The sequence below is a fragment of the Microbispora catharanthi genome (assembly GCF_006334915.2).
Lineage (GTDB): Bacteria > Actinomycetota > Actinomycetes > Streptosporangiales > Streptosporangiaceae > Microbispora > Microbispora catharanthi.
Genome location: NZ_VDMA02000030.1, coordinates 1 through 22,831 on the forward strand (window position 1 = coordinate 1; position 22,831 = coordinate 22,831).

The following is a 22,831-nucleotide window of genomic DNA, read 5'->3' on the forward strand; positions in this document are numbered from 1 at the left end:
GCCTGGCGGCTCGGGGTCGCGTCGTGCCGCAGGCGCGCAGATCAGCACTTCGCGAATCGCGCTGTGCCTACCGATTCGCTCGCTCCGCTCGCTCATGCCACCCCCTCGCCTGGCGGCTCGGGGTCGCATTCGCGAATCGCGCTGTGCCTACCGATTCGCTCGCTCCGCTCGCTCATGGGCAGGACACCCCCCATTCGTCCGGCCCGCCGGCTGACCCCCGGCGGAACACTCGTGTGGAGCGACGTCTGATCCCGGTTACCCCGGTGCGGCGGCCCCAAACCGGGCGGCCGGGTCTGCCGTGCCTGTTGTTTCCCCTGCGTCTGCGGGGGTAGCCGCCGAGGTATGACGGAAGAGACGCTCAACCGTTTCGGTGAAGTCACAGCCGTCGTCGTCGGGGACGTGATGCTCGACTCGTGGCTGCGGGGCCGCACGAAGCGCATGGCCCAGGAGGCCCCGGTGCCGGTGGTGACCGTCGAGCAGATCGAGGATCAGCCGGGCGGCGCCGCCAACACGGCCGTGAACCTGGCCGCCCTGGGCGCACGGGTCCACATGGTGGGGATCACCGGCGCCGACCCCGCCGGGGCGACGCTCAACGCGACCCTGGGACGGCTCGACATCGAGGGCCTGGTCATCGTGCGGAGCTGGCGGACCTCGGTCAAGCGCCGGGTGCTGACCGACGGCCAGATCGTGGCGCGATACGACGAGGAGGACGAGGCGCCGCTGCCGGAGGCGGCCGAGCGCGAGCTCATCGAGCAGATCGCCCGCCTGGCGGCGGACGCGGACGTCGTCATCGCCTGCGACTACGGCGGCGGGGTGTGCACCCAGAACGTCCGCCGGGCGCTGTGCGACCTGAGCATCGAGCGGAGCGAGGGATCGCGCGGCGCGCCGATCCTCGTGGTGGACGCCCACGACGTGGCCGCCTGGCGGGACTGCCGGCCGACGGCCGTGCTGCCCAACTACGCCGAGGTGCGGCGGCTGCTGGGCGAGGGGGACGACCACGACCGGGTGGCGTTCCTGTCCGCGCGCTCGGAGGACCTCATCGAGGCCACCGGCGCCGACCTCGTGGTCACAACGCTGGACGGCGAGGGCACGCTGCTGCACCGGCGCGGCAGGGAGCCGCACCGCACGTACGCGACCCCCGCGCCCGACACGATGAGCATCGGCGCGGGCGACACCTTCACGGCGGCGTTCTCGCTCGCCCTGGCGGCGGGCGCGGAGCCCGAGCGCGCCGCCGACATCGGCCAGGCGGCGGCGAGCGTGGTGGTGCGCCGCCAGGGGACGGCCGCCTGCTCCCACGAGGACCTGCTGCAGGCGCTGCGCCCCGACACCGCGCTGCCCCCCGAGCGGCTGGCCGCGTGCCTGGAGCGCGACCGCGCCGAGGGCAAGCGGATCGTCTTCACCAACGGATGCTTCGACGTGCTGCACCGCGGCCACGTCGCCTGCCTCGAGGAGGCCGCCCGGCTCGGCGACGTGCTGGTCGTCGCGGTCAACAGCGACGACGGCGTGGCCCGGCTGAAGGGGCCGGAGCGCCCGATCAACCGGTGCGAGGACCGGGTGGCGGTGCTCGCGGCGCTGGGCTGTGTGGACTACATCACCGTCTTCGACGAGGACAGCCCGACCGAGCTGCTGCGGCTCGTCCGGCCGGAGGTGTACGTCAAGGGCGGCGACTACCACCCCGACCTGCTGCCCGAGGCGGAGCTGGTCAGGGAGCTCGGCGGAGAGGTGCGGGTGCTCGGTTACGTTCCGGACCGGTCCACCACGGCGATAGTGAACCGGATTCGAGGGTAGAGGGGCCTCCATGACCGAAGAACAACGTTCGCCGACCGGCAAGCCCATGGTGGAGGCGACGCCGATGGACGTGATCCACGTCCGTATCGCGTCGTTCGCCCTGGTCTTCTGTTTCGCCGTTCTGGTGCTTTCCTTCGTCGGGCGCATCTGGGTGCTGACCGGGATCGTCGTGGCGATTATGGCGATCATCGCGATCTACATGGCGCTCGCCGTACGCAGGCAGAAGAGGCTCGGCGGCGGGCCGCAATCGAGAGGATGACGAGTGAGCCTGAAGGACAAGGTCGTCGTGGTGACCGGCGCGAGCGGCGGAGTGGGCCGCGCGGTGGTCCGGCAGCTCGGAGCGGAGGGCGCGAAGGTCGCGCTCATCGCACGTGGAGAGGCGGGCCTCGCCGGCGCCGCCGTGGACGTCGGGGCCGAGGGCGGCACCGGGAAGACCTTCGCCGCGGACGTCTCCGACTACGACCAGGTCCGCCAGGCCGCCCAGCGGGCCGAGGCCGAGCTGGGCCCCATCGACGTGTGGATCAACATCGCGTTCACGACGGTGTTCGCGCCGTTCCTTGAGATCACCCCTGAGGAGTACGAGCGCGAGACCAAGGTGACCTATCTCGGCTATGTCTGGGGCACCCGGGTGGCCCTGGAGATGATGAAGCCGCGCGACAAGGGCGTCATCGTGCAGGCGGGCTCGGCCCTGGCCTACCGTTCGATCCCGCTGCAGTCGGCGTACTGCGGCGCCAAGCACGCGATCGTCGGGTTCACCGAGTCGGTGCGGACCGAACTGCTCGCCGAGGACTCGGGCGTGAAGATCACGGTGGTGCAGCTCCCGGCGCTCAACACCCCGCAGTTCGACTGGGGGCTGAACCGGATGCGGCGGCACGCGCAGCCGGTGCCGCCGATCTACCAGCCGGAGGTGGCCGCCGACGCGCTCGTCTACGCCGCCGAGCACCCGGAGCGCAAGGAGTACTGGGTCGGCGGGATGACCGCGGCCACGATCATGGGCCAGCGGACGGTGCCCGCCCTGCTCGACCGCTACCTCGCGAGGACCGGGGTGAAGTCGCAGCTCACCGGTGAGAAGGCGCCGACCGGGGTGTCCAACCTGTGGGAACCCGCGGACGAGGACAAGGACTACGGAGCGCACGGCGGCTTCGACCGGCGGTCGCACGGCCGCAGCGTGCAGTTGTGGGTGTCGCAGCACCGCCGCCTGGTCACCCTCGCCGGTCTCGGGCTCGCCGCCGTCGCCGGTCTCGGCCTGCGCCGCCGCTGACGGTCCCAAAATCCCGACATATCGGGTACGTGCCTTTTGCGGCGATACGAGGGGGCGTACCGGGGTAGTCGGGGGCGATGGATGAGCTTGACTACCGCTTCCTGTGCGAACTCGCGGCCCAACTCCGGGTGGACTCGGTCCGGGCCGCCGCGGCCGCCGGCTCAGGACATCCGACGTCCTCGATGTCGGCGGCCGAGCTGATGACCGTGCTGCTCGCGCGTCACCTGCGCGTGGACGTCGCGGATCCGGCCAACCCGGCCAACGACCATCTCGTCTTCTCCAAGGGCCACGCCTCCCCTCTCCTGTACGCGATGCTCAAGGCCGCCGGGGTCGTCACCGACGAGGAGTTGCTGACCTTCCGCAGGCGCGGCAGCCGTCTGGAGGGCCATCCCACCCCGCAGGTGCCGTTCGTCGACGTGGCCACCGGCTCGCTGGGCTTCGGCCTGCCCGTGGGGGTGGGGCTGGCGCTGACCGCGCGCAGGCTGGACCGCCTGCCCTACCACGTCTGGGTGTTGTGCGGCGACAGCGAGCTCGCCGAGGGATCGATGTGGGAGGCGTTCGAGCACGCCGGGCACGAGGGGCTGAACAACCTCACTGTGATCATCGACGTCAACCGGCTCGGCCAGCGCGGCCCGACCCGGCACGGCTGGGACCTCGGCGCGTACGCCGCCAGGCTCGGCGCCTTCGGCTGGCACACGATCGAGATCGACGGCCACGACCCCGGCCAGATCGACTACGCGCTCGCCGACGCCCGGGCCACCCGGCGCCGCCCGACGGCGATCATCGCGAGGACCTGCAAGGGCCGCGGCGTGTCGGCCGTGGAGAACCGCGAGGGCAAGCACGGCAAGCCGCTGGAGGACGCCGAGCAGGCGCTCGGCGAGCTCGGGGGGCCGCGTGCCCTCACCGTCGAGGTCACCCCGCCCGACGCCCCGGCCACGCCGTACCGGTACGCCGACGGCGCGCTCGACCTGCCGAGATACGAGGTGGGCGAGCGGGTGGCCACGCGGACCGCCTTCGGCGAGGCGCTGGCCGCGCTCGGCACGGCGCGGGGCGACGTCGTCGCGCTCGACGGCGAGGTGGCCGACTCGACCAAGCTGGAGGCCTTCGCCAAGGCCCACCCGGAGCGGTTCTTCGAGTTCTACATCGCCGAGCAGCAGATGGTCGCCGCCGCCATCGGCATGGCCGCCCGCGGCTGGACCCCCTACGCCGCGACGTTCGCCGCCTTCCTCACCAGGGCGTACGACTTCGTCCGGATGGCGGCGGTGAGCCGGGCCGGGATCTGCCTGGTGGGGTCGCACGGCGGGGTGTCGATCGGCGAGGACGGGCCCTCCCAGATGGGCCTGGAGGACCTCGCGGCGTTCCGCGCGGTGCACGGCAGCACGGTGCTGTATCCCTGCGACGCGAACCAGACGGCCCGGCTTGTCGCGGACATGGCCGCTATGGAGGGCGTCCGCTACCTGCGGACGACGCGGGGCGAGACGCCGGTGCTCTACGGCCCCGACGAGGAGTTCCCCGTGGGCGGCTGCAAGATCCTGCGCACCGGCGGCCAGGCGACCGTCGTGGCCGCGGGCGTCGCCGTGCACGAGGCCCTGGCCGCCGCCGACCTGCTCGCCGAGGACGGTGTCTCCGTCACCGTGATCGACGCGTACTCGATCAAGCCGCTCGACTCGGCCGAGCTGGTCGAGATGGCCAGGGCGACCGGGAAGGTCGTCACGGTGGAGGACCACTGGCCGGAGGGCGGGCTGGGCGACGCCGTGCTCTCGGCGCTCGCGGACGCGCCGGTGCCGGTGCGCAAGCTGGGCGTGTCGCGGATGCCCGGCAGCGCGACCTCGCAGGAGCAGCTGGAGGACGCCGGCATCGACAGGGGCGCCATTCGCGAGGCCGTCCTGTCCCTGCTCCGCTGAACGCCGCTAGCGGTGGGCGGCGAGGGCGCGGGCCGTCGGCGTCCCCGCGTCCGGCGGGTAGTCCGCGACGTGCCCCTGGTAGAGGACGTTCCCGCCGTGCCTGCCGGGGCCGGGCCCGAGATCGATCAGCCAGTCGGCCTGCCGGATGACGTCCAGGTTGTGCTCGATGACCACGACGGTGTGCCCCCGGTCCACGAGCGCGTCCAGGACCCGGAGCAGGCCGTCGATGTCGCTCATGTGCAGGCCGGTGGTGGGCTCGTCGAGCACGTACGTCGTGGGCCGCTCGGCGTCGCGCAGCTCCTTGGCGATCTTGAGCCGCTGGCACTCCCCTCCGGACAACGTGGTGAGCGACTGGCCCAGCCGGAGATAGCCGAGACCGGCCTGCGACAGGTGCCGCAGCGCCCGGTCGACGGCCTTGTCGGGCAGCCGGTGCCTGGCCTGGTCGACGGAGAGGGCGTCGACGTCGGCGATGGACAGGCCGTCGACGGTGTACGCCAGCACCTCGGGCGTGAAGCGCCGCCCCTCGCATGCCTCGCAGACGACCTCCTGGCCGTCCATGAAGGCCAGATCGGTGTAGATGATCCCGAGCCCGTCGCACTTCGGGCAGGCGCCTTCCGAGTTCGCGCTGAACAGCGCGGCGGAGACGCCGTTGCGCCGGGCGAACAGCCTGCGGACGGCCGGCGCGATGCCGGTATAGGTGATCGGCGTTGACCGGCGGTTGACGCCGACCGGCCGCTGGTCGATCACGACGGCGTCGTGCTGCTCGACGAGTTCGGCGGCCAGGCTGGACTTCCCCGAGCCGGCGACGCCGGTGAGGACGGTCATCACGCCGGCGGGGATGTCCACGGTGACGCGCCGCAGGTTGTTGCGCGTCGCGTCGGCGACGGTGATCGCCGCCCTTGTCGTCGGCGGGGCCGTACGCGGGGCGGTCTTGAGCGGCGCGGGCCGGGAGAGCGCGCGTCCCGTGGGAGTGCCGGCCCGCCGGAGCTCGGAGAACGTGCCCTGGAAGACGAGCCGGCCTCCGTCGGCGCCGGCGCCGGGACCGATCTCGACGACCTGGTCGGCGACGGCCATGACGGCGGGGTCGTGCTCGACGACGAGGATGGTGTTGCCCCTGTCGCGCAGCCGTTCCAGCAGTCTCGTCATGGACTCGACGTCCGTGGGGTGGAGCCCGGCCGTGGGCTCGTCGAACACGTAGAGCATCTCGGTGAGGCTCGACCCGAGATGCCTCACGATCTTGACGCGCTGGGACTCGCCGCCCGACAGCGTCGTCGTCGCGCGTGCCAGGTTGAGATACCCCAGGCCGATGGCGTCCATGGCGTCGAGCCTGGCGGTCAGCGCGGCGACGACGGGGGCGACATCCGGTGCGTCGACGCCCCGCACGAGCCCGGCGAGCTCGGCGACCTCCAGCCGGGACAGCTCGCCGATGGTGCGCCCGAGGACGGTGGCGGCGCGGGACGCCTCGTTGAGCCGCTCTCCCCCGCAGCTCGGGCAGACCTGCGACCGGGTGAACCGGCGGATCGTCTCCTGCTTGCGCTCGGACATGTCCCCCGAGGCGTGCAGGTAGATCCGCTCGAACCGCTCGACGACCCCTTCGTAGTCCTTCGGCAGCCCGCGCCCCAGCCGCCGCGCCAGCCGCGCCGCCGCCTCGCCGCCGTGGAGCAGGGCGTCGCGCGCGTCCCGGCTCCAGTCGCGCAGCGGCGTCTCCGGGTCGAACACGCCGATGTCGGCGTACTGGGAGTACCAGTAGTTGCCCGCGCCGAACCCCGGAAGCCGGATCGCGCCCTGCCGCAGCGACCTGTCCGGGTCGAGGATGCGGTCCACGGCCGTGACGACGACGTCGCCGAGCCCCGAGCACGTGGGGCACATTCCGGCCGGATCGTTGAACGAGAAGTGGTTCGACTCGCCCACGTGCGGCTTGCCGAGGCGGGAGAACAGCAGCCGCAGGTAGGTCCAGGTGTCGGTGACCGTGCCGACGGTGGAGCGGGCGTTGCCGCCGAGGCGCCGTTGGTCGATCACCACGACCGGCGACAGCCCGTCGATGTGCTCCACGTCGGGACGTGTCCACTTCGGCAGCCGGTTCCTCGCGAACGGGGGAAAGGTCTCGTTCAACTGGTAGCCGGCCTCCGCGGCGATCGTGTCGAAGACCAGCGACGACTTGCCGGACCCCGAGACACCCGCGAAGACCACCAGGCGGTCGCGCGGGATGTCCACGTCCACACCACGGAGGTTGTTGGTGCGGGCCCCTCTGATGGAGATGTGTGGTGAAGCCATACTCGCGACCGTACGAGCAATTGCGGCCGGAACCTGACCGCGATCGCGGGCATGATGGGCGGGTGGCCGACGTGACCCGACGCATGCTGGCCCTGCTGTCGACCCTCCAGACGGGCCGGTCGTTCAGCGGGGACGAACTCGCCACGCGCCTGGACGTCAGCCCCCGCACCGTACGCCGCGACGTGGACCGGCTCCGGGAGTACGGCTATCCCGTCGAGACACAGCCGGGACCGGGCGGCTACTACCGGCTCGTGGCGGGCCGGACGATGCCCCCGCTCGTCCTCGACGACGACGAGGCGATCGCCGCGTTGCTCGGGCTCGCGACTCTCGCCTCCTCCGGTTCCGGCGAGGACGGGGCGCTCGACGACGCGGCCACCCGCGCGTACGGCAAGCTCGACCAGTTTCTGCCCGCGCGGCTGCGTCCGCGCGTGGCCGCGCTGCGGGCGAGCCTGGAGACCGGCCGGCAGATCGCGCCCGCGGTGAACGCGGCGCTTCTGGCCGGTCTCGCCGAGGCGATCAACGACCGGGAGGTCGTGCGATTCGATTACAGCGACAGGCACGGCGAGGAGAGCCGCCGGCGGGTGGAGCCGCACCGGCAGATCCATCTGCTGCTGCGCTGGTATCTGCTGGGCTGGGACCTGGACAGGAACGACTGGCGGGTGTTCCGCCTCGACCGGGTCCGCGACCTGGTGCGCACCGGCGTCCGGCACGCTCCCCGCGCCCTGCCGGCCGACGCGGCCCTCGCGTACCTCCGTCAGGGCCTCAACACGGACCGGCGGCGCGTACGGCTCGTCGTGCGGGCGCGGCCCGACCAGGTGGCCGACGCGTTGAAGTTCGAGGACGCCGAGATACACCGAGGGCCCGGCGACGGGGAGACCCAGGTCACCGTCTGGCTCGACTCCTGGGAATGGCTCGTCCTCGGCCTCGCCCACCTCGACGCCGAATTCTCCGTCATCGAGCCCGAGGACTTCCGCGACGCCTATGCCGCCTTCGCCCGCCGTCTCCTCGCCGCCGCCGGCCGCCCTTGAGAAGGGGCGGCCGGCGGCGCGCGGGGTAGGTCAGCGGGCCTTGGCGGTCGCCTTGCGGTTGGCCTTCTTGATGGCGTCCACGAGCTCGTCCTTGGTCATCTTCGATCGGCCCGGGATGCCGAGGCGGCTGGCCACGTCGTAGAGATGCTGCTTGGAGGCGTTCGCGTCGACGCCCTCGGCCGTCTTGCCCGGCTTCGGCGTGCCCTTCTTCGCCTGCTCGTCCGACGGTCCGCGCCCCTCCTTCTTCTCCCAGTGGTCGCCCACCTTCTCGTAGGAGTGCTTGAGCGCGGCGAACGCCGTACGGTGGGCGCGCTGGCCCTCGCCGTACGTCTCGACGGCGGAGTCGTGCGCCTTGATCCACGTCTCCTGGGCCTCCTTGGGCGAGCGCTCCAGGGTCGAGGGCAGTTCCTTACGTCCTGGCATGGTCCATGCCTCCCTTCAGACCGTCGGAAGTCCGTTGGAGGGGGTCAGATGGTGGGGTCGTCGTAGCGCCGCTCCTCGTACACGTGGCGGCGGGTGGCGGTCGCGTCCACGGGGGCGGCGGCGGTGACGGTGGTCCTGCGGCGGACCGTCGTCAGGCGCCAGATGCCGAAGAGCAGCCCGGCCAGACCGCCCACCATGAGGATCACCCCGATCACCTGGATGTCGAGGCCCGCGATGGTGAAGTCGACCGCCCAGGTGAGGATGGCCCCCAGCATGATGAGGATGATGCTTCCGGCGATGGTCATGGCGTTTCCTCCTTCGCCCTCTGCTCTATCCCCTCCACGGATTCCAAACGTCGCATGTGGGTGCCCGTATAGGGCAGCATGCGAGTCATGACCGATACCCCCATTGTGGTGATGGGACTCATGGGCGCGGGGAAGAGCACCGTCGCCCGGCTGCTCGCCGACGCGCTCGGCCGTCCCATGCGCGACAGCGACGCCGATCTGGAGGCCAGGTACGGCACGACCGCCGCCGCGATGGCCGCCGGTCTGGGCGCGGACGAGTTGCACGCCCGCGAGGCGCTGGTGCTGCGGGACGCGCTCGCGGCCCGTCCTTCCCCTGTCATCGCGGCCGCCGCCAGCACGGTCGAGGACCCCGAGACCCGCCGCGCGCTGGCCCCCGCCTTCGTGGTCTTCCTCGACGGCCCGCCCGAGGTGCTGGCCGAGCGGATGAGGTCGAGCCCCCACCGCCCGCACTTCAAGCCCGACCTCGTACGCATGCTGACCGAGCAGCGTGACCTGCGGTTGCCGGGGTTCCGCGAGGTGGCGGACCTGACCGTGGACCCCTCCACGAGCAAACCCGAGGAGATCGCGGCCACGGTGCTCGCGCATATCGACGGTGCGAAGACCCGCTGAAACGCCCCGCGTGGACGACAGGCCCGCCCGGCCCTGGGTCAGCCGGGCGTGGTCAGCCGACGGCGATGCGCATCTGGTGCGGGACGACGGGCAGCGGCGAAGGGCAGCCCGCCCCGGCGAGGAACCAGACGGTCTTGCCGCCCCGGCCCGAACTGGCCACTCCCCAGTCGTCGGCGAGTTCGTCCACGATGAGCAGGCCACGGCCGCCGATGGAGTCGAGGTCCGCCTCGCGCTGGTTCGGCACGCCCTCGCCCTGGTCGAAGACCTCGCCGTACACCCAGGTGCCGTTGCTGCCGAGCCGGAGGGTGAAGACGTTCCCGCCGTGCCGTACGACGTTGGAGGCGAGTTCACTCACGATGAGGGAGCAGTCGTCGACGAGCTCGTCCAGGCCCCACCGGCCGAGCTCGCGGCGGACGAGGGCCCGCGCCTCGGCGACACTCGCACCGACGGCGGGCAGGAGGCATTCCGCGGTCCAGACGGGGGCCGGGTTGACCGGCGCCGTACCGAAGGGGAGAGTCACGCGCGCCTCCTTAGGCTCATGGGAGCGCTCCCACGGCTCAAGATACGGCACGCAACGCAGTCATGTGAATTCATAGAAACAAGATTGTTTCCGGTCAATGCCCGATCTGTGATGGGCGCGAAGGAGAAAACGGCGGCGGCCTTCCGCACCGCGCCGCGAGTGCGCACGTCAGCGGCGTCACATCCGGCACTCCCCGCCTCCGCCGCGCGACCGGGGGGCGTGCCCTCGCGGCCAGCGTCGACGTGAAAATAACTGAAATACGCCCATCCCTGGCTTTCGTTGCGCGCGGACCGAATCATCTCGCATGTCCACCGTGAGACATAAGTGCCATTTCGTCCGGCGCCCCTCTCACCCGAGCGCGGTGATCCCCCAGCGGTGGGCGACCCGCTCCCCCGGGGCCAGGCGCACCAGGCACTCGCCGGTCGCGAAGGCGTTCGGCGGGCAGCTCATCGGCTCGACCGCCACTCCGGCCCGCCGGTACGGCTCGGCCAGCGTGTCCCCGGTGAAGACCTGGATCCATTCGACGCCGGGCGCGGCCCACAACTCCACGCCCCGGGAGCCGTCGGCCGTCCGGAGCCGGGCCCGCACCAGCCCGTCGCCGTCGCGCCGCAGGGACGTGTAGGGGGTGTCGAGCACCGTGCCGCCGATGGCGCGCCCCTGGCGGAAGTCGTACTCCGTGCCCTCGACGGGGCGGCGGCCGACCGGGATCTTCTGCTCGTCCACCGGGGTCCACTCGGCCGCGGGCACCTCCAGCACGGCGTCGTCCACCGTCTCCTCGCCGAGGGTGAGGTAGGGGTGCGCGCCCATGCCGTACGGCGCGACGCCGTCCCCCACGTTCACGGCCGACACCTCGACCTCCAGACCCGCCTCCCCCAGGGCGTACGACGCCGTCAGGTCGAGCACGTGGGGATAGCCGAGCTGGGGGAACAGCCGCAGCCCGAGGCGGATCGAGGCGTCGTCCCGGTCGAGGACCGTCCAGGGCATCAGGCGGGCGAAGCCGTGCGCGGCGTTGCCGGTCCTGGGCTCGGTGATCGCGAGCTGCCTGGCCTCGCCGTCGAAGTCGTACCTGCCGTCGCGCACCCGGTTGGGCCAGGGCAGCAGCAACTGCCCGGCGCCGCCCACCGGCTGCGCGTCCGCGGGATACGACATGACCAGCGGCCGTTCGTTGTACGTCAGGGCGCGCAGGCCCCCGCCCACCTCGGTGACGGTCGCCGCGTATCCGTGCGCGGCGATCGTGTGCTGCGCGCCGGTCGGGGGAACGGGTTCGCGAACCGCTGGTTCTGTCATGAGAGGGATTTTCCCATCCGTCCCACGACACTCGGAGGGGGCCCTGCGGAGACGCCTCAGGGGTGGGCTGCGGCGGGCTCTCAAGCAGTTCTCAAGCCGTGAGCCCGGCGGGCCGGGCCCACGTCCTGGGCGTCACGAGGAGAGTGTCTGGCCCGTCAGGCCCTCCTGCGCGGTGAGCAGCGCGCGCAGTTCCTCCGCGCTCTCGCCGCATGCGGTCATGATCAGGCCCCGGTCCATCTCGATACGGGACAGCGACCGGGTCAGCCGGGTCGCGTACCAGCGGCCGGCGTCGCTTCTCCAGATCGACCAGCGACCGGCGTACTCGCTGCTCAGTTGTCTCCAGGCAGCGTCCTCGGCTGAGAACCGCACTCGTCACCACCTCCAGGCTCTGTGCCGGGAGACAACGATGTGCTCATCCGGACACGATTGGTAGTGAGAAGCGGTCTCCCCCCTCCGGCGGCGCCGCCACCCCGGCCCCGATGAAGATCTCCCGCCGGTTGCGGTGACTTCACCACGACTTGATCCCCGTTACTCCCGTACCACCCGTGTCATGCCGGGCCGCGGAACGACGCTGGTGTTCGCGGGGCAGGCAGGGCCGGGCGCGAGGCGGCGCCCTGAGGCAAACGTCCCCTCTCCGGTCACACCGGACATGGTTTTACTACCTTGCCGGACAGTAGGTCAGGGGAGAGATTCGAGAGGGCCGACATCGAGCGAAGGGAAGGTCACCCATGCCCGGACTCCCACGGCTGCCGTTCGAGCGGCCGGACGTCCTGGGGATATCCCCCGGCTTCGGCGAAATGCGGGCCAGAGCGCCGATCACCAAGGTCACGACCGCCATGGGCGACGAGGCGTGGCTGATCACGGGCTACGAGGAGATACGGCAGGTGTTCGCCGACGACAGGTTCGGCCGCTCCCACCCCGCCCCCGAGACCGCGGCCCGCCTGTCGAACAACGCCCTGCTCGGCGGCCCGTCCGGCGAGTACGCCACGGAGCGGTCCGTCCACAAGGAGATGCGGCGCCTGCTCGCCCCCGCGTTCTCGGCCCGGCGCATGCGGAGGTTGTCGGACCGGATCGGCTCGCTGGTCGGCGACCTGCTCGACGGGCTCGCCGAGCAGGGCCCGCCCGCGGACCTGCACACCGGCCTGTCGCTCCCGCTGCCGATCCAGGTGATCTGCGAGCTTCTCGGCGTGCCGTACGAGGACAGGGACAGGTTCCGGGCCGTGGCCGAGGCGATGACCGACCTGACCCATCCCGAGCGGTCCGCCGCCGCCCAGATGGAGATGAACACCTACACCTATGAGATCGTGAAGGCGAAGCGCGACGACCCGGGCGAGGACGTCTACTCCGACCTGGCGGACGCGTCGCTGCCGGAGGACGACGTGGCCAGGATCGCGGGCGGCCTGCTGTTCGCCGGCCACGAGACCACGGTCAACCAGATCGACTACGGCGTGCTGCTGTTCCTGCGCAACCCCACCCAGCGTGACGCGCTGCTGAACGATCCCTCCCTCGTGGACGCCGCGGTCGAGGAGATCATGCGGGTCGCCTCGCCGAGCGAACACGGGCTGGTGCGCTACGCGCACGAGGACGTCGAGGTCGCGGGGGTGCCGATCCGGGCGGGTGAGCTGGTCATGCTGTCGACCCCGGCGGCCAACAGGGACGAGCGCGCCTACCCCGACCCCGACACGTTCGACATCCGGCGGCGCGATCCTCAGCCGCACGTCGGGTTCGGCCACGGGCCACACCACTGCCTCGGAGCGTCCCTGGCTCGGGTCGAGCTCCGCGCGGTCTTCGGCTCCCTCTTCACGCGCTTCCCCACGCTGGCGCTCGCGGTGCCGTACGAGGAGCTGAAGGCGCACACCGACAGGCTGGCCGGAGGGTTCCCCGCGCTGCCCGTCACGTGGTGAGCGTCAGCAGGTGGAGGCGGCCCGCTTCCCGGGCAGCTCGTCCTCGTCGCGGTAGAGCAGGCCGATGTGATCGAACCCGGTCATGATTCCGTCCCGCGGCCCGTCACGCTCTCGGCATCCACGAGCCCGGCGGCTTCGGCGTCGGCGAGCCGCCGGTACGCGCGGTCGCGCAGCCGCAGCACCACCGTCGCCAGCAGCGCCGCGACCAGCGAGCCGGTCAGGACCGCCAGCTTGACCTGGGCGTCGCGGGCCGTGCCCAGGCCGAACGCCAGCTCGCCGATGAGCAGGGACACCGTGAACCCGATGCCGGACAGGATCGCCAGCCCGCCGACGTCCACCCAGGCCAGCCCCTCGTCGATGTCGGCACGGGTGAAGCGCGCGGTCAGCCAGGTGGCCGCCATGATCCCCAGCGGCTTGCCCACGACGAGCCCGACGACGACGCCCAGCGACACCGGGTCGGCGAGCAGGTTCGTCACACCGCCAAGCCCGCCGAGCGGCACCCCCGCGGACAGGAACGCGAACAGCGGCACCGCCACCCCGGCTGAAATCGGGCGGAACCGGTGCTCGAAGTGCTCGGCGAGCCCCGGCCCCGCCTCCGGGCCGCCCGCCTTCTCACTGCGCAGGACGGGTACGGCGAAGCCGAGCAGCACCCCGGCCACCGTGGCGTGGACACCCGAGGCGTGAACCAGCGCCCAGGTCACGCCGGCCAGCGGGAGCAGCAGCCACCACGAGCGCACCCGCCGCTGCACCAGCACGGCGAAGACGCCGAGGGGCACCAGCGCCGCCAGCAGCGGCAGCACCGACAGGTGCGACGTGTAGAACACCGCGATGATCACGATGGCCATCAGGTCGTCCACGACGGCCAGGGTGAGCAGGAACGTACGCAGCGCGGCGGGCAGCCGCCGCCCCGCCACGGCGAGCACCGCGAGCGCGAACGCGATGTCGGTGGCCGTCGGGGTCGCCCATCCCCGCGCCTCGCCGTCCATGAGCGCGTTGACCAGCAGGTAGAGCAGGGCCGGGACGATCACACCGCCGGCGGCCGCCGCGACGGGAACGACGGCCCGACGGGGATCGCGCAGGTCCCCGGCCACGAACTCGCGCTTGAGCTCCAGGCCGGCGACGAAGAAGAAGATCGCAAGCAGCCCGTCCGAGGCCCACTTGGCGAGGCTGAGGTCCAGGTGCCACACGGCCGGCCCGACCGTGGCCGAGCGCAGCCCCGCGTACGCCTCGGACCAGGGCGAGTTGGCGCAGACGAGGGCCGCGACGGCGGCGATCAGGAGCAGCGCGCCGCCGATCGTCTCCTTGCGGAGGATGTCGGCGATGCGCCGGGTCTCGGCCCGGGAACCGGGACCGAGGAGGGAAAGTCGGCGGGTAGGGGCCATGGGCGCTCCGTTTTCCGGGCTCGGTTCGACGACCGCCGACCAGACTTCCCGGCACCCCGCATCCATCCTAGGGCGTATCCGACCGGATTATTGCCCACTGCACCTTTCGTCCCACCGGTTTCCCCTCGGGAGTGCCCGCTCTCAGGTGCCGGAGACGGTAGGTTCTCGATCCGTACCACGACCCTGTCGGCCCCCTTGCCATGGGAGCGAGATGTCAGGTCCGCGGCACACTCCCTTTCCGATCGACCAGCTGCTGCGTGCCGTACGGCTGGAGATCGCAGCGGAGCTGCGAAGCGACGGAGACGGGGAGAAGCTTTCCCTGTCCGAGGGGCGCCGGCTCGGCCACAGCGCGGAGAAGTACGAATACCTGTTCTCCTGCAAGGCGTGGAAGGAGATCTTCTCCGGAGAAAGGCTGCTGATCCGCCCTTCCCGATCGCGTGACGCCTGGGCGAGCGCCGAAGTACGGCGCATGCCCGATGGGAAGGTCAAAGTCCGCACACCGGCGGATCTCGGCGCCGGGCCCATCCAGGCACAGGTGCGTTTGGACGAAACGGCAGGTTGGGAAGCCGTCGTCGAGCGACTGGAGTCGGCGGGCAGAGCCGCGGACTCGGTCAACCTGACCTCCGCCGGCTGGCTTATGGACCAGGGGCGGCCCCGCGTCGAGCGTTGCGCGACGCCGGAGCGGTTCATCCGGGGATACCGTGAGCGCACGCTCAACGACGGGCAGCGCCAGGCCGTCGAACAGGCGCTGGGGAGCGAGCTGACCTACATCTGGGGACCGCCGGGCACCGGGAAGACCGACGTCGTGGCCGCCATCGCGGAAGGCACTTGCCGGCAGGGGCTGCGCGTACTGTTCGTCGCCCCGACCAAGGTGGCCGTGGATCAGGCGCTGGAGCGGATCTGCGATCTGCTGTCCGGCGAGGAACGCTTCGGCAGAGGCTTGGTGCAACGGGCCGGGGAGATCGAACTACCTTCGCTGGCGGCCAAATTCGGCGAGCAGATCGACCCGGCCAGGATCGCCGAAAGACTGTCCGCCTCGCTCGTGGAACAGATCAGCGACGTCCGTCGCCGGTTGGAGGCGGCTCTCCAGGACCTGACACTGCATGCGGACGTGGCGACTGCCGAGGAGCGGCTGGCCGTTCTGCGCACCGACCACGACAGGGCCGCTCAGCGCATCGCTCTCCTGCAGCAGCGAATCCAGCTGGCGCACCGGGCGATCGGCGAGATCGACCACGAGATCCGGAGTATCGCGCCGCCGACCGGGCTGTTCGCCAAGAAGAAGCAGGCCAAGCTGGAGCAGCTTGGCCGGATGCGATGGGATCGTCAACAGGAACTGGTCGCGGCCGACGACGAGCTTCCCCTCGCACATGCCGCCCAGAGCCGGTACGCGACCGAGATCGCCGAAGCGGAACGGGCCTTGACGGCCCAGCGCAGCCGGCTTCGTGCCGTCCCGGCTCGTGGCCCGCTCCAGGAGGCCGTCGACCGGCTGAGGCAGCACCTGCCGGGGCTGGAGCAGGAACTGCGGAAGATCGCCGACGTGGTGCGCGGGAACTGCATGGTGATGGGAACCACGGTCGCGAAGGCGGTGCAGTCACGCAGGCTTCTCGACTCGATCGACGTGGTCATCATCGATGAGGCCGGCATGGTGAACACCCCCTCCGCCTGGTGTGTGGCGGGGCTCGCGGGTCGCCGCCTCGTCATCGCCGGCGATTTCCGCCAGTTGCCGGCGGTGACCAGAGCCTCCGGTGATCGGAGCAGCTCCCAGGAAGACCGGGAGCACGCCCGGCTCTGGATGGACCGGGATCCGTTCACCACGGCGGGGCTGGTCGACGCCACCGGCAGGGCCCTCCGCGACGATCCGCGCCTGGTCTGTCTGGACACGCAGTACCGGATGCGACCGGCCATCTGCGAGGTCGTCAACGTGGTCGCCTACCCGGACGCGCCGCTGCGCACCGGTCGAGAGGACTACGGGCGGCTTCCCCCATCTCCGCTGCTCAGCGGGCCGCTTATGCTGATCGACACCACCCCGCGCCGCCTGCCCAACCCCACGGCCAGGTATGGCGCGCACACCACCAACCCGGTGCACGAGGCCGTCGTCCACGAGCTCATCCGTGGCCTGCAGTACGACGAGGTCCTCCCCGCACGCAAGTGGACCGACCTCGCCGCCGGCGAGCGTCCCACTGACCGCATGGCCGTGATCGCACCGTTCAAGGCACAGGTTAAGGCGCTGCGGGACAGCCTGGCCTACCGGTTCGGCCAGGACTGCGACGGACTCGTCGACACGGTTCACCGCTTCCAGGGCAGCCAGCGTCCCCTCGTGGTCATCGACACCGTCGCCGGATCAGGAGACAAGCCCGGCTACTTCTACGAGGGCCTGGGGCTGTCCTCCTCCACCTGCCGCCTGCTCAACGTGGCTCTCAGCCGTGCGCAGGATCACCTCGTCGTCGTGGCGGACATCCAGTTCCTACGCGCCAAGCTCAACCCGGCCGGCGAGGCCGCGCGCATGCTCACTCATCTGGAACGGCATGCGCACAAGCTCTCCGTCGACGACCTCGTCCCCTTCCGCTGCGCTGCCGACCTCGCCGGCCTGCCCGAGGAGGAACTGGCAAGGCCGGCGTTCTTCCCGGCCGACGAGGTGCCACGAGCCATCGCCTGGGACATCGCCCGCGCCCGGCACAGCATCGAGATCTACTGCGCGTTCCTCGACCCGAACCCCGTGCACAACTGGCTCCGTCACCTCGCGCCGCGTGTTCAGGCAGGAGTGCGGGTCACCGTCCACACGAGAGATCAGTCGGAGGACGCTCGCCGGAAAGCCCTCATCGAGGAACTCCGAGCTGCCGGATGCCAGGTCGCGACACGCGAGCGGATGCATGAGAAGGTGCTCATTCTCGATGACACCGTGCTCTGGCACGGATCCCTCAATCTCCTGGCCAACACCGGCCCTACCGATCTCATGATGCGGATCACCGATCCGGGGGCCTGCCGGCGCGTCCGTCACATCGTCGAGCGAGCTCGCATGGAACGCCCCGCACGCCCCTGGCCGCAGCGCGGGTTCTCCGGGCCCCGGCCGGAAGGCGACGGCGAGCCTCGTCCAGGCGCGGTCGTCGGCGGCCGCCTCTATCTCGACGTCCCCTTCGAGGACAAGGATGAGCTGAAGCGCTTGGCACGGGCCGAAGGCATGTCCGCGTCCTGGGACGGCAGGCGGAAGTTGTGGCACGTCGATGCCGGTATTCCCCGGCATGTCGTCCGCCGATGGCTTCCACCGTCGAATTCCTGACGTTCACCAATGACGTTCATCAGCGACGTTCACCAGTGCCGGTCACCAGTGCCGGTCACCAGTGCCGGTCGCAGTGATGGTCGCAGTGATGGTCGCAGCGGGCCGAACACTCCGAGCCCAGCCACCCCCTCCACTGGCTCAGGCCCTCGCTCGATGTCCAACCGCTCGGTGTCCCGCTGCTCGGTGTCCCGCCGCCCACTGTCTGGCCTTCCCTGTCGGGCGTGGGAGGTGTCAGAAGGGCGGTTCGTCGAGTTCGCCTCCGAGCAACGCTCCGTGTGTCCCGGTCTCGCCCTCCGGTTCCGATGGCGTTGCTACCTCCGTGTTCGGTTGTGAGGCCTCCTGTGGGAGCGGTGGTTCGGGGGCCGAGGGGAAGGTGGGGGTGTCGGGGAGGTCTCCGAGGTACCGGTAGGGCGATGGGGTGGGCTGGCTGCGGGGACGGGGATCACAGGCGGAGAGAATGATCTTTGGGAGAGGGCTGGGGTAGCGGTGCCCCAGCGGGCTGGTCCAGATGACCAGGTAAGGACTGGCGGTGCTGACGCGCCAGCCGCCGTGGTGCCGGGCGCGGTGGTCGTGGCGGCAGGCCAGGTGCAGGTTCTCCGCCTTCGTGGGCCCCTGCTCCGCCCACGGGAGGATGTGGTCCTGGTCGGTCCGGGTGGCGGGCGTGCGGCAGCCGGGCCAGGAGCAGACCCGGCCCCGGATTTGCACGTATCGTCGTAACGCCGCTCCGGCCTGACGCCGCCGCTCCGTATCCGCCGCGCCGTCCTCCAGACCCTCGGCTCGCCCGCCCACCGCGCCGTCCGCCATGCCGTCCTCCTCGCCAGTGGCCAGGAGGCGTGCGGCCTGAGTGGACAGGTCGGCGACGACCGGTGCCCACGCCCCGAAGACGCTGGCCGGCTGGGCGGCCAGCACCCGCAGGAGACTGAGGGTGACCTGTAGTTCGACAATGCCGCCGCGCCGCCGGTCGCGGGCGGGGCGGCCGGGGGTGTGGGGGCGGGCCCGGGTGAGTCCGGTCAGCGCCAGGTGGCCGTTGTCGTGACAGATGGCGTATCGCCACTGCCCGCCGAGCATGCCTGCGACGATGCGCCGGGCCAGGCAGGGGTGAATCACTCCCCAAGCAGGCAGATGGGCAGGATGCTCGTCCAGGCCGAGCAGTGTGGTCAGCTCGACCCGGATCTCCCGCACCGGCCACCCTGCGGCGCGCGCCCAAACACCGGCACCCGCCTGTGCATGACATTCAGCTCGGGCACGCCGCAACTCCGCCCTGTCGGGCCTGGCCCTGTCGGACCCAGCCTTATCGGGCCCGGCCCTGTCGGGCACGACCTTGTCGGGCACGACCTTGTCGGGCCCAGCCTTACCAGGCACCGCCTTATCGGCCCCAGCCTTATCGGACCCGGTCCCGCCCCGCCCGGTCTCATCATCAGGTGCGGGCGCGCCGACCGCTGTTTCCTCCGGCCCTGTCGGATGCGCGTCCATTGGATGTGAGCCGCACGCGGGCGACAGTCCGCCGGACCCATTTTCCGGGCGGCTACACGTCTCGGCGTCACGGTCGTCTTCGGCCGCGTCTCTGTCGGCGCCGGTGAAACCGTCAGTGCCGTCAGTGCCGTCAGTGCCGTCAGCGCCGGCAGTGCGACCGCCACCACGTTCACCGAGGTCGCTACCAGGGCGCACGCCGCCATCGCCGTCGGGGCGGTTGGGGGCGGTGTCAGGGCGCACGCCGCCACCGCGGCCGGGGTGGTCAGGATCGTCGCCGCTGCCACCGGCGTTGTTGTCACCGTCGGGGGCGTTGCCGGCATCGCCTTCCCGGGTGTCGGGGGTGTCGTGGAAGGGGTGGCAGAGGACGTGGGTGATGATCTCCTCATCCGACATCCCCTCGAACGTGCCGTCCAGACTTCCGAGGAAGAGGTCCACGCGGATGTGATCGATCGGGCGGCGGTCGCCGGCCCGTTTGCACGCCCGGGCCAGCTCATCGATGCGGTCGCACCCGGCCGCCGCCCGATCCAGAGGCAGGTCCAGCCCGGACACCGTCGCGGTGCCATCCTCGTTGCGGGTCCCCACCACCCGGCGGCGGCGTACCGCCTCCGCGTACCGGCGCTCGGCCCAGGCGGGATCGATCGCCAACGCCAGGCGCTGGATTCGCTCGATCAACTCGCCCACCGTCCAGGACGACGCCTGGGGCACCAGTTGTTCACACACCAGGGCGGCCTGCTCGTCGGTCAACCCCACCGTCCACCGGACGAACGCCACCGCCCGGGGTTCGTCCAGGGTCCCGGCCAGCATCGCCTCCCCCAAAATCGGCAACCGGCGGTGAACATTCCAGGCCAGCTCGAAGGTGGAGTCGGCGCGGCGGCGTGACCACACCAGCGCCGCACGCGCCTCATCCGGGCCGAACTCATCCGGCACCTCCAGCCGCGCCACCTCGTCACCCGAGAACAGGTCCCGTAGCCCCACCTCCAGCAAGGCCCGCAAGAACCACGCCCGGGCATGACAAACCTGCCGGTAGGCCGCCTTGAGCACCTCCACCGTGTCGAACCCCGACACGCGCTCCACGTTCACCTCGGCCAGCAGTCCGGCCAGCTCCGCACCTGGGGGTATCAGCGTGAGCCCGTCCGGAATCGGAACCGCGGTTCGCGACGGCGGAAGCACGCCGGCCGTTCCCACGCCGGACGACGAGGAGGAGCGGGAACAATCAGAAGCGGACGGCATGGGCGGCACAGGCGACGAGGACGACGCGCCGGGCACGCGAGGCACCGACGACGCGGACTGCCTGAGCCATCTCCGAGGCGCGGGCGGCACGGAGGGCACTGGCGACAAGGCAGACACAGAGGACACGGACGGGCCTGGCATTGGCGGGCACCCCCTTCACGGCCGGAGACGAAAGCACCATGGGTTCCCGGCCGCTTGGACCGGGACTTACTCACACAGACTCGGCTACTTCATCAACCCGGCACATGGGCCACAAACCAGAACGCCAACCAAGCTCACCCGTAACAACTACTCCAAAGGCTAACCGAACACATACTCGAAAACAAGCGTGACCAGCACAAACATGGGGTCACAACCTCGCGCCGTCCACGAACCGGGAACGCGGGAGCGGATCGGTAGGGAGCGAGGACCGGAGCGAAGGCCCAGACCGGCCCGGCGAAGATTCTGAACGAGCGAGGAATTCCGGCCCGGTGGAGCGGGGCGGGCTTCGTGAGTACCGATGATCGAGAAGACGCCGGTCGGGATGAGCTACAGATGCACCATCGACACCTTGATCGCCCAGGCGATCCGCCACGGACTCGCCCCGTCGATCGCCGCCGCCTCGCATAGCTCACAGGGATGGCCTGCAGTGCCGCGTAGATCACCGGCATGATGAAGCGGGTCCACGTCGCCGGCCGTGCAGAAGATTCGCAGCTCCCCCGCCCCGTCGGCGCGGCCCGTCTCCAGTAGCACAAGAAAGCCCAGGTCGGCTGTGCCGACCTGGGCTTTCATTGGGTGCGCCGCCAGGGACTCGAACCCCGGACCCGCTGATTAAGAGTCAGCTGCTCTAACCAACTGAGCTAGCGGCGCCCGCGATGTCCGTAACCTTAGCAGTCCCGCGAAGGTCGCGCACATCGCTCGGTGATCGGAATGTCGCGGCTCAGCTCCGCCAGGCGCCGCTGGAGAAGGGCACCGGCTCGCCGCGCAGGCCCGGCCCGTCGCCCCACTTCGTGACGACGTACTGGATCGGGATGTGGCCGAGGTCGCCGCCGACGGTCAGCGTGTTCTCGTTCCAGGTGGTGCCGGTGAGCTCGGCGAAGGTCTTGCCGTCGATGTCGAGCATGACGCCGCTGTCCGACGGGACGCCCGGGCCGCGGTCGCCGATGAAGAACTTGGCCTTCTTGCCCTTGTAGAAGATGTAGCCCTCGGTGCCGAGCGGCCAGCTCGGGCTGGCGAACATCCCCTGCTGCATGGGCTTGCCGATGGCCGGCAGACCTGTGTCGCCCTGGCGGCCCGAGGAGTCGTCCCAGAAGTACGAGCCGGTGGTGCTGCCCTGGAGCAGGACCTCCTCGTGCGCCGGGATGGCGAGGGAGGGCTGGCGCGCCGGGATGGCGGCGGAAACGTTGACGGCCTCTTTGACCGGCTGCTCGACGGGCGCGGGCACGGCGGCCACGAGGGACGCGGTGACGGCCGCCGCACCGACGAGCGTGGCCGCGGCGGTGAGGCGTCGGTTGCCACGCATGTCAAACAGAGTCTTCATCAGGGCTGGGGATCTTTCGTGAGACGACAGAGAATGGCCATGCGTCATCTAGGGACCTGCGTGCGGCAGACCGCGAAGACGGGCCACGTGTCCGGGCAGGAGAAGTCGTTCACCCGGAGGCGTGTGCGCTGAAGCTATGGCGATCGGCCGGAAGGCCGTCGTGAGTCAGACGTGTGATCCGAGATGCCTTGGCTCAGAGGTCGATGTGGGGTCACCCACGGTGATCTCCTCTCCAAGTCCAATCCAGCCACCGGTCGGCGGCAAACAGGACACTACAGGACGAGTCAGGATGGAGCAAAGTAAAAGCCGCATACCGCCCAGAAGATCTACCTCTGGTCCTGTTTACCCCAAGAGGGGCAACTGCCCGCCACCCCGGCCTTTGTGATGTTGACGGTGCGTGACGGAGGCCCCGTCCGCGCGCGGCAAAGCGCGGAGGCCATACGGCAAGAGAGCACAAAGGAAATCACCGGGGACGGCGCGATAAAGCAACCCGCCGCAAAAGCGGAGCCGCCGAGCAGAAGGAAGACCGCCGGTTTACGAAGGCAAAGGTCATTTCCCGGAGCGGCCGGGGCGAGGCCCGCTCCCCGGTTCGGACAGGGAGGGGACGGGGAGGGGACGGACGGGAGGAGAACGGGTACAGGACCCGG

At 70.8% G+C, this 22,831-nt stretch carries 18 protein-coding genes and 1 tRNA gene; 8 read left to right on the plus strand and 11 right to left on the minus strand.

The genetic code is table 11. The features are described 5' to 3' along the window. Window positions 1–342 precede the first annotated feature (342 nt). From rfaE2 to FH610_RS37545, 4 genes are all read left to right on the plus strand, one after another. Window positions 343–1,788: a D-glycero-beta-D-manno-heptose 1-phosphate adenylyltransferase gene (gene rfaE2, locus FH610_RS37530; protein ID WP_139579993.1), complete on the plus strand. Its 1,446-nt coding sequence runs from the start codon at window positions 343–345 to the stop codon at window positions 1,786–1,788. 10 nt (window positions 1,789–1,798) lie between these two features. Next, the gene (locus FH610_RS37535) at window positions 1,799–2,047 is read left to right on the plus strand and encodes a hypothetical protein (RefSeq protein ID WP_139579994.1); all 249 of its coding nucleotides are present in this window, start codon (window positions 1,799–1,801) and stop codon (window positions 2,045–2,047) included. Between the two features lie 3 nt (window positions 2,048–2,050). Then, entirely contained in the window at window positions 2,051–3,049 is a 999-nt protein-coding gene (locus FH610_RS37540; RefSeq protein WP_338104623.1) for an SDR family oxidoreductase, read from the plus strand. A gap of 77 nt (window positions 3,050–3,126) precedes the next feature. Continuing rightward, entirely contained in the window at window positions 3,127–4,953 is a 1,827-nt protein-coding gene (locus tag FH610_RS37545; protein WP_139579995.1) for a transketolase, read from the plus strand. 6 nt (window positions 4,954–4,959) lie between these two features. Here FH610_RS37545 and FH610_RS37550 read toward each other — a convergent pair whose 3' ends face one another. Next, window positions 4,960–7,227, minus strand: coding sequence for an ATP-binding cassette domain-containing protein (locus tag FH610_RS37550; RefSeq protein WP_139579996.1), 2,268 nt, complete (start codon window positions 7,225–7,227; stop codon window positions 4,960–4,962). 62 nt (window positions 7,228–7,289) lie between these two features. Here FH610_RS37550 and FH610_RS37555 point away from each other — a divergent pair, with 62 nt between their 5' ends. Continuing rightward, window positions 7,290–8,255, plus strand: a complete 966-nt coding sequence (locus FH610_RS37555) for a helix-turn-helix transcriptional regulator (protein WP_139579997.1) — start codon at window positions 7,290–7,292, stop codon at window positions 8,253–8,255. A 30-nt stretch (window positions 8,256–8,285) separates the two neighbouring features. Here the strand turns inward: FH610_RS37555 and FH610_RS37560 are convergent, their stop codons facing one another. Both FH610_RS37560 and FH610_RS37565 read right to left on the minus strand, forming a co-directional pair. Then, window positions 8,286–8,678: a ChaB family protein gene (locus FH610_RS37560; RefSeq protein WP_139579998.1), complete on the minus strand. Its 393-nt coding sequence runs from the start codon at window positions 8,676–8,678 to the stop codon at window positions 8,286–8,288. A 44-nt stretch (window positions 8,679–8,722) separates the two neighbouring features. Then, complete coding sequence (locus FH610_RS37565) at window positions 8,723–8,983, minus strand: DUF6458 family protein (protein ID WP_030505976.1); 261 nt, start codon at window positions 8,981–8,983, stop codon at window positions 8,723–8,725. An 87-nt stretch (window positions 8,984–9,070) separates the two neighbouring features. On the opposite strand from FH610_RS37565, the gene FH610_RS37570 reads away from it, so the two are divergent. Then, window positions 9,071–9,592, plus strand: coding sequence for a shikimate kinase (locus tag FH610_RS37570; protein ID WP_139579999.1), 522 nt, complete (start codon window positions 9,071–9,073; stop codon window positions 9,590–9,592). 52 nt (window positions 9,593–9,644) lie between these two features. Here the strand turns inward: FH610_RS37570 and FH610_RS37575 are convergent, their stop codons facing one another. The 3 genes from FH610_RS37575 to FH610_RS37585 form a co-directional block, all read right to left on the minus strand. Continuing rightward, window positions 9,645–10,112: an ATP-binding protein gene (locus tag FH610_RS37575; RefSeq protein ID WP_161628182.1), complete on the minus strand. Its 468-nt coding sequence runs from the start codon at window positions 10,110–10,112 to the stop codon at window positions 9,645–9,647. A 348-nt stretch (window positions 10,113–10,460) separates the two neighbouring features. After that, the gene (locus FH610_RS37580) at window positions 10,461–11,399 is read right to left on the minus strand and encodes an aldose 1-epimerase family protein (RefSeq protein ID WP_139580001.1); all 939 of its coding nucleotides are present in this window, start codon (window positions 11,397–11,399) and stop codon (window positions 10,461–10,463) included. 132 nt (window positions 11,400–11,531) lie between these two features. Then, on the minus strand, window positions 11,532–11,768 hold the full coding sequence (locus FH610_RS37585; RefSeq protein ID WP_139580002.1) for a hypothetical protein: 237 nt from the start codon (window positions 11,766–11,768) through the stop codon (window positions 11,532–11,534). Window positions 11,769–12,127: 359 nt separating this feature from the next. On the opposite strand from FH610_RS37585, the gene FH610_RS37590 reads away from it, so the two are divergent. Next, window positions 12,128–13,303 (plus strand): cytochrome P450, encoded by a 1,176-nt coding sequence (locus FH610_RS37590; protein WP_139580003.1) that lies wholly within the window; start codon window positions 12,128–12,130, stop codon window positions 13,301–13,303. An 80-nt stretch (window positions 13,304–13,383) separates the two neighbouring features. Here FH610_RS37590 and nhaA read toward each other — a convergent pair whose 3' ends face one another. Beyond that, entirely contained in the window at window positions 13,384–14,685 is a 1,302-nt protein-coding gene (nhaA, locus tag FH610_RS37595; RefSeq protein ID WP_139580004.1) for a Na+/H+ antiporter NhaA, read from the minus strand. A gap of 211 nt (window positions 14,686–14,896) precedes the next feature. On the opposite strand from nhaA, the gene FH610_RS37600 reads away from it, so the two are divergent. After that, window positions 14,897–17,962: an AAA domain-containing protein gene (locus FH610_RS37600; RefSeq protein WP_139580005.1), complete on the plus strand. Its 3,066-nt coding sequence runs from the start codon at window positions 14,897–14,899 to the stop codon at window positions 17,960–17,962. A gap of 231 nt (window positions 17,963–18,193) precedes the next feature. Here FH610_RS37600 and FH610_RS37605 read toward each other — a convergent pair whose 3' ends face one another. The 4 genes from FH610_RS37605 to FH610_RS45540 all read right to left on the minus strand — a co-directional run bounded on the left by FH610_RS37605 (window position 18,194) and on the right by FH610_RS45540 (window position 22,166). After that, window positions 18,194–20,620, minus strand: a complete 2,427-nt coding sequence (locus FH610_RS37605; protein ID WP_139580006.1) for an HNH endonuclease signature motif containing protein — start codon at window positions 20,618–20,620, stop codon at window positions 18,194–18,196. Window positions 20,621–21,193: 573 nt separating this feature from the next. Next, entirely contained in the window at window positions 21,194–21,436 is a 243-nt protein-coding gene (locus FH610_RS37610) for a hypothetical protein (RefSeq protein WP_139580007.1), read from the minus strand. 4 nt (window positions 21,437–21,440) lie between these two features. Further along, window positions 21,441–21,514, minus strand: a tRNA-Lys gene (locus tag FH610_RS37615). 70 nt (window positions 21,515–21,584) lie between these two features. Next, a complete protein-coding gene (locus FH610_RS45540; RefSeq protein ID WP_338104624.1) occupies window positions 21,585–22,166 on the minus strand; it encodes a hypothetical protein in 582 nt (193 codons plus the stop codon). Window positions 22,167–22,831 lie beyond the last annotated feature (665 nt).

Bases quoted from the DNA above. Each gene is read 5' to 3' on its own strand.
- rfaE2 (WP_139579993.1), top strand. From the start codon at position 343: ATGACGGAAGAGACGCTCAACCGTTTCGGTGAAGTCACAGCCGTCGTC.
- FH610_RS37535 (WP_139579994.1), top strand. From the start codon at position 1,799: ATGACCGAAGAACAACGTTCGCCGACCGGCAAGCCCATGGTGGAGGCG.
- FH610_RS37545 (WP_139579995.1), top strand. From the start codon at position 3,127: ATGGATGAGCTTGACTACCGCTTCCTGTGCGAACTCGCGGCCCAACTC.
- FH610_RS37550 (WP_139579996.1), bottom strand. From the start codon at position 7,227: ATGGCTTCACCACACATCTCCATCAGAGGGGCCCGCACCAACAACCTC.
- FH610_RS37560 (WP_139579998.1), bottom strand. From the start codon at position 8,678: ATGCCAGGACGTAAGGAACTGCCCTCGACCCTGGAGCGCTCGCCCAAG.
- FH610_RS37565 (WP_030505976.1), bottom strand. From the start codon at position 8,983: ATGACCATCGCCGGAAGCATCATCCTCATCATGCTGGGGGCCATCCTC.
- FH610_RS37570 (WP_139579999.1), top strand. From the start codon at position 9,071: ATGACCGATACCCCCATTGTGGTGATGGGACTCATGGGCGCGGGGAAG.
- FH610_RS37580 (WP_139580001.1), bottom strand. From the start codon at position 11,399: ATGACAGAACCAGCGGTTCGCGAACCCGTTCCCCCGACCGGCGCGCAG.
- FH610_RS37590 (WP_139580003.1), top strand. From the start codon at position 12,128: ATGCCCGGACTCCCACGGCTGCCGTTCGAGCGGCCGGACGTCCTGGGG.
- nhaA (WP_139580004.1), bottom strand. From the start codon at position 14,685: ATGGCCCCTACCCGCCGACTTTCCCTCCTCGGTCCCGGTTCCCGGGCC.
- FH610_RS37600 (WP_139580005.1), top strand. From the start codon at position 14,897: ATGTCAGGTCCGCGGCACACTCCCTTTCCGATCGACCAGCTGCTGCGT.
- FH610_RS37610 (WP_139580007.1), bottom strand. From the start codon at position 21,436: ATGAAAGCCCAGGTCGGCACAGCCGACCTGGGCTTTCTTGTGCTACTG.
- FH610_RS45540 (WP_338104624.1), bottom strand. From the start codon at position 22,166: ATGCGTGGCAACCGACGCCTCACCGCCGCGGCCACGCTCGTCGGTGCG.